The sequence below is a fragment of the Pseudobacteriovorax antillogorgiicola genome, assembly GCF_900177345.1.
Taxonomy (GTDB): domain Bacteria; phylum Bdellovibrionota_B; class Oligoflexia; order Oligoflexales; family Oligoflexaceae; genus Pseudobacteriovorax; species Pseudobacteriovorax antillogorgiicola.
On record NZ_FWZT01000011.1, the window covers coordinates 94,291 to 109,412 of the forward strand.

Annotated in this window: 11 protein-coding genes; 6 read left to right on the forward strand and 5 right to left on the reverse strand. The window is 45.7% G+C overall.

The genetic code is table 11. The features are described 5' to 3' along the window. The first annotated feature begins 87 nt into the window (after nucleotides 1-87). Both B9N89_RS15470 and B9N89_RS15475 read left to right on the forward strand, forming a co-directional pair. A complete protein-coding gene (locus B9N89_RS15470; protein WP_143478197.1) occupies nucleotides 88-2,067 on the forward strand; it encodes a DUF1538 domain-containing protein in 1,980 nt (659 codons plus the stop codon). Beyond that, entirely contained in the window at nucleotides 2,067-3,185 is a 1,119-nt protein-coding gene (locus B9N89_RS15475; RefSeq protein ID WP_132320127.1) for a hypothetical protein, read from the forward strand. Before B9N89_RS15470 ends, B9N89_RS15475 begins: the two co-directional genes overlap by 1 nt. Before the next feature lie 9 nt (nucleotides 3,186-3,194). On the opposite strand, the gene B9N89_RS15480 is transcribed toward B9N89_RS15475, so the two are convergent. Then, entirely contained in the window at nucleotides 3,195-3,437 is a 243-nt protein-coding gene (locus B9N89_RS15480) for a hypothetical protein (protein ID WP_132320125.1), read from the reverse strand. A 137-nt stretch (nucleotides 3,438-3,574) separates the two neighbouring features. Between B9N89_RS15480 and B9N89_RS15485 the strand changes: the two genes are divergently transcribed. Further along, entirely contained in the window at nucleotides 3,575-4,660 is a 1,086-nt protein-coding gene (locus tag B9N89_RS15485) for an isopenicillin N synthase family dioxygenase (protein WP_132320123.1), read from the forward strand. On the opposite strand, the gene B9N89_RS15490 is transcribed toward B9N89_RS15485, so the two are convergent. The 3 genes from B9N89_RS15490 to B9N89_RS15500 form a co-directional block, all read right to left on the reverse strand. Next, the gene (locus tag B9N89_RS15490; RefSeq protein WP_132320121.1) at nucleotides 4,641-5,444 is read right to left on the reverse strand and encodes a class I SAM-dependent methyltransferase; all 804 of its coding nucleotides are present in this window, start codon (nucleotides 5,442-5,444) and stop codon (nucleotides 4,641-4,643) included. The two genes, B9N89_RS15485 and B9N89_RS15490, sit on opposite strands and share 20 nt — an antisense overlap. Before the next feature lie 99 nt (nucleotides 5,445-5,543). After that, a complete protein-coding gene (locus tag B9N89_RS15495) occupies nucleotides 5,544-6,731 on the reverse strand; it encodes an agmatine deiminase family protein (RefSeq protein WP_159455402.1) in 1,188 nt (395 codons plus the stop codon). A gap of 216 nt (nucleotides 6,732-6,947) precedes the next feature. Next, on the reverse strand, nucleotides 6,948-7,748 hold the full coding sequence (locus B9N89_RS15500; protein ID WP_132320117.1) for a crotonase/enoyl-CoA hydratase family protein: 801 nt from the start codon (nucleotides 7,746-7,748) through the stop codon (nucleotides 6,948-6,950). Between the two features lie 276 nt (nucleotides 7,749-8,024). On the opposite strand from B9N89_RS15500, the gene B9N89_RS15505 reads away from it, so the two are divergent. Next, nucleotides 8,025-9,026 (forward strand): DUF5017 domain-containing protein, encoded by a 1,002-nt coding sequence (locus B9N89_RS15505; RefSeq protein ID WP_132320115.1) that lies wholly within the window; start codon nucleotides 8,025-8,027, stop codon nucleotides 9,024-9,026. Between the two features lie 408 nt (nucleotides 9,027-9,434). Further along, on the forward strand, nucleotides 9,435-10,043 hold the full coding sequence (locus B9N89_RS15510; protein WP_132320113.1) for a DUF2452 domain-containing protein: 609 nt from the start codon (nucleotides 9,435-9,437) through the stop codon (nucleotides 10,041-10,043). Between the two features lie 509 nt (nucleotides 10,044-10,552). Here B9N89_RS15510 and B9N89_RS15515 read toward each other — a convergent pair. Beyond that, the gene (locus B9N89_RS15515) at nucleotides 10,553-11,446 is read right to left on the reverse strand and encodes a hypothetical protein (RefSeq protein WP_200820728.1); all 894 of its coding nucleotides are present in this window, start codon (nucleotides 11,444-11,446) and stop codon (nucleotides 10,553-10,555) included. Between the two features lie 544 nt (nucleotides 11,447-11,990). Between B9N89_RS15515 and B9N89_RS15520 the strand changes: the two genes are divergently transcribed. Beyond that, a complete protein-coding gene (locus tag B9N89_RS15520; RefSeq protein ID WP_159455404.1) occupies nucleotides 11,991-14,669 on the forward strand; it encodes a 7TM diverse intracellular signaling domain-containing protein in 2,679 nt (892 codons plus the stop codon). Nucleotides 14,670-15,122 lie beyond the last annotated feature (453 nt).

Below are 15,122 nucleotides of genomic sequence, written 5' to 3' on the forward strand. Positions count from 1 at the left end.
CTTGAGCAATAGTTTTCCCAGCGATTCTCAAATCAAAGAATCTCCAGCCGATACGTGATTAGACCAATCTACGCAAAAAGTGAGATCATGTTTAGTCACCGCGAGACCTTAAGCCTACTTCTACCCTACGTCCGGAAGCGCCTGATGGAGCAGGTGAAGGCAGTCTTTATCGTGGTCGCATACATGCTTTCCTTTCAGGTGTTCATCCTCGGAACCCCGATCAATGATGCCTCTGAGGTGGTCTTCGGCTTGGGGCTCGTCATCGTGGGTTTAGCGTTTTTTATGGAAGGCTTAATTCTAGGGCTGATGCCTCTAGGAGAAACGCTGGGCTTAAAGCTACCGCGGAAAGCCCACCTGTCGATGATTATGGTGTTTGCCTTCGCTATGGGAATGGGAGCAACCTTTGCAGAACCAGCCATTGGCATACTTAGAGCTGCTGGTAAGGATGTCACTCCTTGGGAGGCTCCCCTACTTTTCCGACTCCTTAACAAAGACACTCATATACTGGTAAATTTCGTTTCGCTTGGCGTTGGTTTAGCTGTTTCCATGGGAGTTCTGCGATTTATCTATCACTTCTCACTGAAGCCAGCCTTATATATAGGTGTCAGTTCGATCCTTCTTATGACAGCTATTGCATCCCTTGATAAAGAGCTATCCGCGATATTAGGCCTTGCTTGGGATTGCGGTGCTGTTACCACAGGACCGGTGACTGTTCCCCTAGTTTTATCCCTAGGAGTCGGGATTAGTCGGATGACAGGTAGCGACCGATCGGAGACCAGTGGCTTTGGTGTCGTTACCTTGGCGAGTCTTTTTCCCATTGGGATGGTCTTAGCACTAGGCTTTATTTTAAATCCCTCCACTCCCAACACGATGACAAAGAAGGCCTTTTCTGACCCGAAGAAAAAAGAGGCTGTCATGGTTTTGTTCAAGGATGAAGCCCACTATCAAAGCTATGTCGGTGAAAGTTCCCAAAAATCTTTGGAAGCTCAGACAAGAGGAGAAAGTCACTGGAGAGTACTGAGCCAAGGGGTTCTAGGCGCGATGCAAGCGATCTTGCCGCTATGCTTGGGCATGATACTGGTTCTCACCCTTTGGGTTCGCGAACGACTCACGCACGGTGATGAAGTTGGCCTCGGGATATTGTTCGCGGTCATTGGAATGTCTATCTTTAATATTGGCATCGAATTAGGACTTGCAAACATCGGTCGGCAAGTTGGTCATGTTTTACCATCGGCCTACAAGACCATTGAGCTTGATGACGAGCGGCACATCTCAAATTTTAGCGAGGATATGGTGTACGCAGCCTCCACCGCTAAGGGAGAAACAAAGCGTTTCTTTTACTTAGAAGATGGCGGCCAGTACCTTAGGGTCCCCTATGACCGCGCAAAACTCGACCCTATCCGACAAGTTTATTCATTTAGAACGACCCGTGGACCGCTTTTCGGCGATACCAAAAATCGCCTCGGCACCATTGTGATTCTAATTTTTGCCTTCATCCTAGGCTATGGCGCAACACTCGCTGAACCTGCTTTGAATGCATTGGGAAACACAGTGGAAAACCTCACCGCAGGGTCGCTACGGAAGACCCTACTGATGCACTCCGTCGCTCTCGGAGTTGGCTTGGGCCTGACCCTTGGAATGGTAAAAATCGTATGGAATGTACCCATCATTTTTCTTCTGGCCATTCCTTACCTGATATTACTGGTTCTGACGGCTATTTCATCGGAAAGCTTTGTCAATATTGCCTGGGATAGTGCAGGAGTTACTACAGGGCCCATTACCGTTCCCCTAGTGATCGCCATGGGCCTCGGCATCGGTGGCCAGTCGGGAGTTGTGGAAGGTTTTGGAATACTAGCCATGGCCTCTGTCTGCCCCATTCTGGTGGTCTTATGTGTGGGCCTTTGGGTTCAATCCAAACAGATATCCAGCGTATCTAGTTCACCATTTAAATCAGTGGACCATAGCTCAAATGACAAGCAAAAGAAGGACAAGCCCCAGAAAACCCTAGCGGCGACGGAAAGCCAAGATAGCAGTCAGAAACAACAAGCCATGGACGAGAGCGCTTAATGCATAGCTATAAGGTCTCGAAAATTACAGCGATCTTAAACCAAAGCAACACCACCATGGTGATTGACAAGCTGCAGGAGTCAGGCTTTTCCCATATTTACTTGCAAGATGGTCGAAACCCTATCATGTCGCGGCAGCATTCTTTACTTAGCCTCGTCACGGGCCGACGATCGCTCTTTAGTATCCCGGTGAAGATCTTAAACCTATATGTCCAAGAGAAGCTCGAATTTGACCTCCTTAATATGATTTCAACAGTCGGCCAGCTTCATTTTCCTGGTATGGGTGCCGTATTCAGCGAGCCTTGCCACTTATTCAAGAGTTATGACGGTTATAAGCCTCACGGCATCAATATTCTTAAAACTAAAAGCAAGGTGCCTCTTCTCAATGATCTTATGGGAATCTGCTGCATTGTGCAGAGAGGAGAGGCCGATCAGATAGCAAGGATCATTCTTGAGTCGGGAATTGGAGTGCCAACAGTTGTGTATGGAACCGGAACGGGCCTGAGAGAGAAGATCGGCCTTCTACGGGTCACCATTCCTGCCGAAAAGGAAGTCATTAGCTTGATTGTTCCAAAATGGGATGTTTCCGATGTGGTAGAAACACTGATCGCCGTAGGCCGCCTTCATCTTCCAGGCCGTGGCTTCATCAACACATTTCCGATTCACAGAGGAATTCTTAATACCAAACTCTCTCTGGGATCAAAGTACCAAGCTGCCAGCACCGATCAGATCATCAGCGCTATCGACTCACTCTACGGCAGTGTCGAATGGCGACGCAATGAAATCGAGCACAGTCCGGCAAAGAAGCGATCTTACCTTGATGGGTCTGATTTGAATATTATTTGCAACTCCGGTAAAGGAGTCAATCTGGTAAGGGCTGCAATGAAAGCTGGGTGTTCCGGTGCTACTATTGAGCAAATGAGGATGTTGCAACGAGATGAAGAACACAATGTTGTTAGTCCAGCCCGTGAGCGGTGTAAGATGATGATCAAGCATACACAAGTTCACACCATTATTGATGCCGTGTCGGATGCAGGGGCCTTCGATGATAACGTTCAGTCGGTAATTTTATCTCAGGATGTACCAAAGGCCTTTACCTACTTAAAAAAAACCTCTTAAATTATTGGCTCACCGTTCGGTCCAACCATTTTGCTGCATGCAATGATCAAAAGCCATGCGGGATACTTTCTTGCTGAAGCCTTCTTCTTGAGCTTCTGCCACTCGCAGTTGGCACTCCTTTCGATCTTCCTTGAACTTGCTCTTTGGATTTTTGGATCGATAGCCGTCCGCCAGAACCCACTCACCACTTGATCCTGAGACACAGGCGACACTCACCTGACAGAGCATTGAAAACACTAGACCTTTAATCATAGCTACCTCACTTTGGAAGTCTCACAAATCAACATTTCCAACTTTCATGCCAAAGCTACTTGATTGCCAGCTAGACTTAACTACCTTAAACTCTTCCTAAGATTCCTATTCAAATAAGGACTTCTTATCGATGTTGTATGCAAGTGTTAAGGTTTCAAACATTCCAAGTGGGGGCGAAGCCAGTGACGAACGCTGATGATATTCCAAACCTCAATGTGGGGAGACTACTTTCGACGACTCAAACGCCGACTCCCGAAATCATTCAAAGGTTCCTCCAAACCTTCCAAACTATCGGCTTCGCCTATATTGAAAACCACGGCATTCAAGAAGCCATGATCAAAGATATCTTGCGGTTATCTCAAGCATTTTTTGCTCTTCCCAAGGAACAAAAAATGGCCCTTCACATGAAACATTCTGGCTATGCCTGGCGTGGCTACTTTCCCGTTGGCGATGAGCTAACATCTGGTATTCCAGATCAGAAGGAAGGTATCTATTTTGGAGAAGAGCATTCACCGGACCACCAAGGGGTTCAAGACGGTTGGCCTCTCCACGGCCAAAATCTGTGGCCGTCAGCTTCAGGTTTAGAGGATTTTCCTAAGCTTGTACGAAGCTATATGGCAGAAATGAAATCTCTAGGAGAAGCCCTGATGAGAGGTTTTGCTCTAGCTTTGGGCCTAGAGCAAGACTACTTTGCCAAACGCTTCGCCGAACCTACGAGTTTATTCCGTATCTTCAATTATCCCGAGCACCAGTGGCAAGAGAAGGACGACCAGTGGGGAGTTCGCGAGCACACCGATATGGGCTTTTTGACAATTCTAAAGCAAGATGAGAGCGGCGGCCTAGAGGCTAAAAGCCGGAATGGCGAATGGCTTGCTATTCCCCCGCGCCCCGGTACATTTGTCATTAACATTGGGGATATGCTTGAGTTCTGGACCCATGGCATCTTCCGAGCAACGCCTCACCGAGTCAAGAACCAAGCCCGAGGGGATCGCCTCTCCCTACCCTACTTCTATGATCCATGCTGGACCGCCAATCTACAGCCAATTGATAAAGCCTTGCTAGGGGATGCCGTCCCAAACCAGAATGATCCAGAGCGGTGGGATGGCCTCAAGCTTCATACCCTTAACCCTCAAAGCACCTACGGAGACTTTGTTTGGAATAAAGTCAGGCATGTTTTCCCCCAACTCGATCAGCAAAATGAGTCTAGTCACGATGAGCTGTAATAATCCAAGCGGTCGTTCCTAAGACACTTTCTTCATGGAGATGACTCTTGAGGTATTCGAGCGCCCGATTTTCACAGCCGCCCCATTCTTCTGGTGTCATCCTTTGCTTGCGATCTACCAATGGCGCCGAGCCTTTCACGATGTTGGCCCAAAATCGATCTATTGGCCCCACCTCAAATTCGTGATAGACCTCTTCGATTTGTACCGAGTTGAATCCCACTTGATCAAGATCACTCTTGATGTCTGCAGTCTCGCTCCAAGGAAAGGCTCCACCTGTTGCCTCTTCATCGTGAAAGAATGCGAACGCCGCACCAAGGGTTTGCATAAAACTGGACTTTTCAGCCAAGGCCCAGCTTGATAGAACCACGGGTGCTCCAGGTTTTAGAACGCGATATATTTCTCTTAAACCTTGTAAGCGTTCGGGGAAAAACATCAGGCCAAACATTGAAACCACGAGATCGAAACGACTCTCATCAAACGGCAAATCTTGGCCATTTGCTTCCATGGGGAAGATATTGTCAATATGCTCAGCCTTGATATTCCGTTTAAGAACTTGAATCATTTTAGGAGAGAAGTCGACGGCATCCACCTGGTCAACAAACTCAGAAAGATATAGGGATGTTGTTCCTGGTCCGCAGGCCACGTCTAAGACTCTCCAATTAGCCTGCAAAGAAATCGATTTTAAGGCGCTCCTCGAAAATTCCAGCATAAATTGGCGATTGACCCGATCGTAGTCGATAGCTACGGCATCCCAAGCACTGGCTTGGCTTAAAAGCTCCATCATACGTCTTACCCTTCTTAGAATCGTTAACGAGGGTAAAGCTTATGATATCATACTTTGCGCTCGGGTTGCAGCCCTTGAGGTGCAACCCTTAGCGCGACGTTAGCGTGGGATCTGCATCGTGGTGCAATGCACCGCACCACCAGAAGCAATCAAACGATCCGACTGAACGAATGCTGTTTCATAGCCAAAACTCCGATAGATTCTAAGAGCTTCTGCTTCCATCGCAGCCATTCGTTTTTGGTCGATGTACTCCTTGCCAGAGAAACTACTCTTTTGAATGTACTGAGGGATAATAGCTCTGCCGTTGACAAGAAGAGAATTCGTGTAGGATCGCATCACTGCTCCATAGTACTCAAACTCTGGTGCTGGCATTGGGATGCGAACAGTGCGATAGCCAAGGCTCTTTAAGTCTTCTGTGCGATCATCTAGAAATTTTTTCACTTCAAGAGCACGGCGTTGATCATCCGCTGAGGGGTAGTAACTCGCGACATTTCCGTCAATCTCGCCAACAATCACCACATCATCAGACAAAAACTTGGCCCACATATCGATGTGCCCAGTTCCTTCATAAGGCATCCTTGGTAGGATGTGAACGGATTCACAACCGGCAAAGCGACGATAGTAATCCGCAATCTGACGATCGTTCAAGACCATATCACCTACCACTTCCCGATAACGATTAGCATCTGTCACACGACTAGTCATCAGGCAGTCGTTGCGGCTGTTACTCATAAAGTTGCCGCCTTCGTTATATACGGGAACGCTAACCCGATCCGTACCTAGTATTCTGCCCATAGACTGTGGAGTCACGTCATCGGCAGGACGATTGGTATAGTAGTTAAAATCCACAAGGTGCAAGGAGCCGTCGCGGGATAATGCTCCGAGTGGCGCCCAATCCCTAGCCCAAACGGTCAAGCTACCATCAGTCACCTGGGGAATCAGCTTCACTTTGTCTATATCTCGCCCCAAGACCTGGCGAAGCCGGCTAAACTCTGACGATGAGAGGCTGCCACGAAAGTTAGAAGGCACAGTAATCCACAGGGTATCCACACCTGAGTCTAGGATTTCCCGCGCGAGATCATGACGCCCATAACTTGTAAGCAAGGGAAGAGAGATAACAACTCCCTGACTCTCGGCATACTCTGGCACGACGGTTTGCTGATACTCATAACGAGCCATTGATGCTTCAGTGGCATCTTCATAATGGCCATCGACTTGACTTGCCTGCTGTGATCCACAGCTTAAAGTTAAAGAAAACCCTAATATCCCTACCAATGATTTCTTCACAACGAACATCCTTTAATAGTACCGTTTAGATTTTATAGAATGGGTTTACATCAACACTAAGGCTAGGTGCAACTTCGGATCGTAAAAAATGGATCGGTTTTTAGGGAGAAAAAAGGGGTCAAACCCCTTAAAGCAGCTTGCCTTATTAGTTTCCAGCTCTACATCTGATATATTGGAAGGGATAGTTTCTATGTGGGAGCTGCGTAGTTAGAAATCCTAAAGAGCCCGCGGCACGAACTGTCGGTCAGACTTCCCCTGTGCTTTTTGCACGGCGATGCCACGGTTCTTGCCAAGAAACATTTTCCATTGAAGCAACCACTCCTTGGCAAGGAGACGACCGTCGTTATGATGCCAGCTATATTGGTAGAGCTTTTTGATACCGGCTAAGGCATCTGGAGATCGTTCCGCCAAAGTCTGAGCATAGGCCTGAGCTGCTGCCATTGGATCGGGCTCAATTTTGCTGATCAAGCCTTGCTCTAGGGCCTCCATTGCCGGTATTTCTCGGGATGTCATGGTCCAATCAAGGGCGCGATCCATAGCGGTAATCTCGCGCAAGGCTAGGCTCCCGCCCATATCGGGAATCAAACCCCAACGGCTTTCCATAATTGCTAGAGACGCGTCAGGGCTGGCAAATCGAAAGTCACCGCCAAGCGCTGTCTGCATGCCGGCTCCCCAGCACCGACCGTGAATAGCCATGATTACTGGAACCGAAAGCCTTCGCCAACCGACGCTCATTTTTTGGGCAAGATTGGACTGGGTCGGCCACCACTTCCAGAGCAGTTTGAAACCAGCCTGCTTGTTCACCATCACAGACTTAATATCAAGCCCAGTAGAAAAGTCTGAGCCTTCGGCCCCAACCACCACAGCTCGGATGCTACGATCACGGCTGATGGAATCAATGGCCTTGGAAATATCTTCGAACATCAATAGATCGAAGGCATTGAGTTTATCCGCTCGATTGAGTTTTAGGGTGACAATTTGATCCTTATTTTCGAATAGCAATCTTTTATACGACACTCTAGCCCCCGTTAAATGTAATTTTGAATCAAAACTATCATGACCTCTCTTCTTGGCCAAGAATCACAAGGCCCAGGGATACAAAGAAAAAGTCATCAAGGACATATTAACCCTTTTGGAGCGGATAAAAATATGCAATAAGGCCTTTAAAATAAGGGGGTGACGAGTAGCGCGAATGCGGGATTGCGAAGGTATTTCAAATATATCAATGGGTTATGAGAGATTCTAAGCAATTCACAGCCAACCCCGGAAACTTTGCCTAAGTGAGGAGAAATTGTGAAGCTTTATGTCTTACCTATCTGTTTAGGTCTGTTGGCAAGTTGTGGAGGACGAGACAAGTCATCCGAATCACAAATTGCAAATGTAACGATCAAAGAACTAAACGCCCCCGAGTCTTATAACAAAGTCCGCTTAGCCGCTTCGCTAGAAGGCGACAGTTCCAAGGCTATCGATTTCGTCAAAGAAGCAGAGGGCAACTCGAATTTAGAGGGTGACTTAGAACTAACCGCAGCCATTCCCGTAGGTCGCTACCAGCTAGAGCTAGAGTACTTCCGTAAAGAAGCAAACAGCGATGTTCAACGCCTCATCTATTCAAGTGGCGCATGCTCTGCGCAAGTCCGTTCTGCTCAAAATGATAATTTCTTCGATCTTAAAGCAGGTAGCCAGGACGTTGAAATCACCGTCTGCGATAGCGATGAAACACCTCTGGCAACAGTTGTTGTAGAGCCAAGCTATTACACAGGCAAAGGAATTATTTTTTCTGAAGTCTTTGACCGCGGCCTTGGCAAGTTTTCAAATCAAACCACTCCGGCTGAAAGCAAAATCAAGTGGGGAAAAACAGATTCACGTGGTACCAACTTCGGTCGTGTTTGGTCAAAAGACGCTGGTGATAGTGTAGCATGGCTTCTCAGTGACCCCATCGACCTAAGTGAAATCGACGAGCCAAAGCTAAGCTTCGACTATGGTGTCCGATTCGGCGCTGATGAAGTACCAGAGGGCACCCTAAGCCTTAAGGTAAGCTACAACTACGATGCTGATAACCCACAAAATGCAACCTGGCATGAGATCCCCCTCGGCACTCTTCCTGAAAAACCTAGTGGTGCCACATCATATTCAGACTTAGCATCTGTGACAGACGCCGACCTTTCTAGCTTTTCGGGAGCAGCGGATAAAAGCAAGGTCCGCCTAGCCTTTGTCTTCACGCAAACCGAAGGATTTGGTTGGCGAGTTGCCAACATCTCCATCAAAGACCCAGCTGCAGCTGAAAGCGCAGACTAGTGGCCTGCTCTAGTGCACCAAACAAGGTGCACTAGAGCTGTTACAGCAATTGCTCCCCCGTTGCCGCTGATCAGGCGCATCCTAAAGCTTTAACCCTTGCCGATACCTCGGGAAGCATTTCCATTCATAGCGAGACACAGCAGTCATGATGACTACAATTAGATAACTCTCTCCCTTGCACTCTATCCTTAGCACTACGCCAAATGTAGTAAGTCCCTAATAATGATAAGGCCGGGTTCAATCATACCGATTGTCTCGATAGACCCTTTTCAAGGCGAGAAATGAGGCGCTTCGGAGTGATCTTTGGGCCGTAACCCTCTTTATAAGCCAGGCTAATTGTGCTACTTTGAGCTTGCTCAACCTTCCAAGCTTCGAGCTGATAGACATCAAAAAAAAGGCAATTCAGCTATGGCCTCAAAAAAAGATGAATCTCAATGGTCTCCAGAAAGAAAAAGGCTCAAGATTCAGTCGACTGATACACCACAAACGCTTCCTTACGGACATAACAGAGGCTCAGCGCCCATCATACCAACTAGCTATGATAGCATGAAGAAAAAAGCGCTAAAGGCTATGTTCGAACATGCGGAAATTCAACTGACACCATTGCACCAGCAGATGTCTTATTTAAGAATTAAAAAAGAAAAGCTCCTCTTACTACCTGGCCATTGCAGCAAGGACGATGAGATCGCAGCACAAACGTCCTTAAACCTGATTGATGAACAAGTTGACTTTATCCAAAATCAAGTACAGTCCATCCAAGAAAAGTATTTGATATCGATGGAAATCCTAAAGGCTAAGTTTAGCTTTGTCCCTGTCCATGGACAAACCTATTACCTCTACCAAAAAGGGAATGAACGGGTATTAATGCTAGTTGGCCCGAATCAGTGGCAGCTTGATAGTCACACCTTATATATTGCTACGGTCAAGCTTATGGCAGATGCCAGTTGGCACGTTTTGGCTATTAGTGACGAAATAGAACTAGACTTCGAGGCATTGAAAAAGGGTGGGAAAAGCTAGAGGGAATATGCGCTTAGTTGTTAGCAACGACACAGATTTTCTCGGGGGGGGCTTTTCCTTCCCTTCGCACTAGTACCTAGTCAAGTTGAATTCTCGGCTAGGCGACAAGGAGCGAGCGAGGAGACAGTACGAGCTGGATACGGTGACGAGCGAGTGACAAAGTCAACAACGCCGAGGCTTCAAATCGACTAGGCACTATTGATGGTATTTTATTTCCTTCAGCTGGAAGTTACTCTCATTCGTGACTTTCCTTGTTCATAATTGAAACTTTCAACAATGAAGAAACCTTTCTCCAGGTACAAGCTAAGACTTACTGATTGTCATGTAAGTTGTCTATCACAGATCTGCCTTGAAGGCCGGCCTCTAGGTTTGCACTTGATATAAGACCCGATCGATCTTGTATGAGGCCTTGCCCCGAGACAAAGCTAACGGAATCAGCCAGTCTCGGGACTCATTCATTCTCAAAAGATGGAGCACTTCTCAACAGAACTGACGTTTTCGATCAGAAATCAAGCAGCCTTCTGAACTTCATCAAGATCAATCGGTCCACCAGCACGAGTCGAGTCATTCTGAGCAAATAGCATCTGGTCTTTCGTATTGAGCAATTCAACTTTGGAATTTGAGTAAAATCCAACTTCAATATCTTGCGTCACTGTAATGCTGGTCGCTTTACCGGCTGCATTCAGAACGGAATTAACATCCAAAGCCCAAAAGTGATGGCCTTTATAGGTAGGATTATAGTTGATTGCAACACTGCCTCTTAAGTAAACCAAGTACTCAACTCTTACTTTCATTACACCACGACTTGCCGTTAGCTGAGCTTTGACAGCCTCCTTTGGCTTTAATATAACACTCACCCCTGAATCTGTTCCTACCGTGACTGACTGGCTTTCAGTCTTACTCTCACCCCATGTATGGCTATAAGACATTGATGTTTCACCACCACCACCTGTTCCTAGAAACCCTACTTTGTAGCTAACCTTTTGAGTAAACGAAACTGTGTTCGATTTAGACCATGTATCTGAAACAGAGTTGGTGACAGAATCGGAAATACCGGCGTTAAATGTTCCGGTTTGATCACTATTATTCTCAAAGGTTTTGGTTGCAATGATAACAGGTTGTGAAGTGATTTCCGTGATCGTAGCATTCTTAACCGTAAGGTAGGTCTCCACTTGTGGCCAATGATATGTTTTATAAAGGTCGTTCCATGGCGTAGGACTGTGAAGATAAGCATCGTTCGGCTTTTTGCCAAAGTACTTACCTACTGCCTCCTTCAAATCATGGTCTTCGATACCAAAATTTTTGCGTTCTTCATCAGTAATGACGTGATTGATGGTTCCCGATGCTTGAACACTTGAAGTATCTTTATCATCACCGGCTTTTATTGAAACTGAAATGCCCATATAACACCTCCATATTATAAAAAATCGTTATCGGGCAGAATCAGTCTTACGTTAGTTACCTATTCATAGGAATATAGGAAAGAGTAAAAATCAGCACCTGAGTATGATCCCACCTCAAAGGCAAAGTTCATTTCCAAGTTAGCGAACAGAAATAAGACCCTAAAAAGATATAGCAAAAACATAGGCAAAAAAGCGACTAAGTTACTTCACTCCCTAAAAAGATTAGTACTGCATTCCCATTTTTTTACCTCGTCAGTGAGTTCCCGACGCGGAGCGTCCGCGGTTTCAGCCTTGCTTTCATCCAATCAGGCCAATTACATGCGCACTAAATAGCGATAGAATCAAGTTTATTCTGTTTTTTTTCCAATCTACAAAAAATTGAATGCAACGATTTTGTATACCAGAGGTATAATAAGAGTAAATCTAACTGAATCTATTGCCTAGGTGTTCTATGAATAGCTTTGCCTATTTAGTCTCTCTATTATTGCTCGTGTTTTCCTTTGAGCTACATGGCTCGTCCCCAGCATTCGAAATGAGCAGGACCATGGATGGAATTCCTCTCGGTCTCAATACCTCTATCTATCACGACAGCAATAAGGAAATGGATCTGCATCAAATAATTGAGATCTATAAAACCGGCAGGTTTAAACAGACTCATGAGGCCAGACCCAATTTTGGTATCAATCAAGATGCTATCTGGTTTCGATTTGTGGTCAGAAATTCTAGTTCAACTCCCCAGATACTATTACTGGAGAACAGCTTTACAGTGCTTGACTCCGTGATACTTCATAAAATGAGTCCTGACGGAAGCTGGACTCGAAAGCTGGGAGGAGAAATTTTTCCCTATTCCGACAGAGAGATTAAGTCGCGTCAGGTAGTCTTCGAATATCTCCTAAGCCCTGGAGACCATGTTTTCTTTGGTAGGATTGAGACAGTCGGACCTCTACAACTCCAGCTAAATGCCTGGTCGCCAAAAGAATTCCATGCCCATAACAGCGCCGAATATATCTACCTTGGGATTCTGGTTGGTTTCCATATTGTGATATGCTTCTACAACTTACTCCTCTCTGTAACCTTAAAAGATCGAGCTTACCTCTACTATGTTGCCTATGTGTTCAGCAATCTAGCCTATCAAGCTGCCAACTATGGCTTGGGGCAGCAGTTCTTATCTGATTTGCCATACTTTGATACCTTTTCGAATATCTATATGCTATTTACGATTGAGTGTGTTGCTATCACCAGCTTGCTCTTTAGTTCTTCCTTTCTCGATCTAAAATCAAGGTACCCACGGTTTGCCAAGCTATACAATGTAGCTTTCGGAATGTCGGTAATAAACTTTTCAATCTCTCTATTTTTCTCCACCTATTGGGGAACCGTATTCTGCTTCCTCACCGCTTCCACAGCGACCTTCTTTTTGATTAGTTCAGGGCTTCTGGTATCAAGACAAGGATATCTGCCCGCCAAGTTCTATCTTGTTGCCTGGGGCTTTTACTTAACAGGGGTCATGGGCACTCTTTCAAATCGATTAGGGTTCATTCCAACAAGCCTGTTTAGCGAGTGGGGGCAGTTTACCGGTGGAGCTATAGAGATTGCGATCCTGTCTCTAGCTCTCGGAACACGTTTTAGTGAGGGGCGACGGGCACACATTGCACAGATTAATGACCTCAATCAAAACTTAGAAAAGAAGGTCGAGGAGCGCACATCTCGAATCGAAGCGCTACTGAAGCACATCCCTCAAGGAATTCTATCCATTGGTCAAGATGGTATCGTTGAGCAGAACTACTCCGCTCAGCTACCTGATATCTTGGGGCATAATCAAATTGCTGGTCGAACTGCCAAGCAGATAATTTTAGAGCACACAGACCTCACCGAAGATGAGAAAGATCAGGCCTGGCATGCCCTCCTAGCATCAATTGACCACTTGGATATAAACTTCGAGATAAATCGAGACAAGCTCCCCTCCCAGCTTCGCTATAGACAAGGCGAGGCATCTAAATACTTGAAGCTCACATGGAATACTGAAGTAGTCAACGAAGAGGTTACTCATATCTTAGTAACCCTTCTTGATGTTAGTTCGGAGATCGAAGCCCAAGAAGAGCTAGACCAAAAGAAAGAAAAATTTGAGTTTATTCGGCAGCTCGTAGAAATTGGTACTAGCAGGTCGCATCAATTTTTTGATTCCGCATACCTATTATTTCAAGAGTCGATTGATCTTGCTAAAGCGCCAATGATCAGCCAAGACGCACTAAAGATTCTATTCATCAATATTCACACTCTTAAGGGAACAGCGCGTAGCCTTGGCTTAAGGGAACTATCCAATGAGCTACATATTATAGAGACGTACTATTCTCAAGTCATAAAGGGTGAGCTGGATTTGGATATTGAAAAAGTTCGCAGAGACCTTCAAAAGGCCCGGGATATGTATGATCGCTATGAACAGATCCATACTCAGGTTCTTGGCAGAGAAAGAACTATGACCACCGTTGCCATTGATCGCCATCGCGTTGAAAAGGGCGTTCAGTTTTTGACCTATCTATTGACGAGCAGCAACCTGGACCTCAATGCACGTGAGGTGATCGAAGAGAACAGAAACCTACTCATCAACTCTATTTCAAAATCCCTTAGAAAAATTCTTAAGGATGTCATGTGTCAGGCAGGAAAGATTGCTAAAGATCTTGGCAAACCAGAGCCAAAGATACACTATGACTTGATTGATATACAACTCACGTACGCACAAGAAATTGCCCTTCGCAATGGATTTATTCATCTTCTCAGAAATGCACTAGATCATGGCATCGAGCATTCTGAGGATCGTCACTCGAAAAACAAAGACCCTATCGGTAACTTGTTTGTATCTGTTAAACGTGATGACCACTGTGCGACCATATATTTTTCTGATGATGGTCGTGGATTAGCGATTGGTAATCTTAGAAGGCGATACCAAGAGTTAGGCAAACTGAATTCATCAACTGATATCGAGACCATTGCAAATCTAGTTTTTGAACAAGGAATTTCCACGGCTGACACAATTTCTCAGGTTTCCGGTAGAGGGATAGGCATGGGCGCTATCCGGCAATATTTTGAGGGAATCGATGGCTCCGTACGCATAATCCTAGAGGATGCGATTGATGATGAGAAGCAGTTCTATAAATTTCAAGTAGAAATAAAACTTCCGATCTTTACATCGGCGAAGTTTATCGAACAGTTTGATAAGATTGCTTAAAGCATGATGATAGCGAGAAGCTTTAAGGCTTACCAGCCCTAGAATCCTAGTCTGTCTTTGCCATAGAAATTACGTATGCTCCCCTTTCAAAGGAGGAGTCTATTGAGACTTTTCAGTCACATGAAAATGAAACCTACCGGCATTGCATCACTTCTCTTAAATGTAGTGATAGCGATCAGCCTTCTGCTGCCAAGCTCACTAAAAGGCAAAACTTCAAGTATCGAGAAGAGGCAAGTAGAGTGACCCATGGCTTTCTTATGGCACAAGTCAAATTTATCGAAGAAGTCTTCGGAATCGCTGCATAGGTCTGAGAGGTTTTAGACCAAAGACCGGGGATCGGGTCAAAGTTGGCACCAGAGCTATCGCTAAGACCTTAGATCCGACAACCTACAACTCTACCTGGGTCGTAAAAGTTAAAATTAGACTAATGGACTCAAAGTTCATATTAGTTTA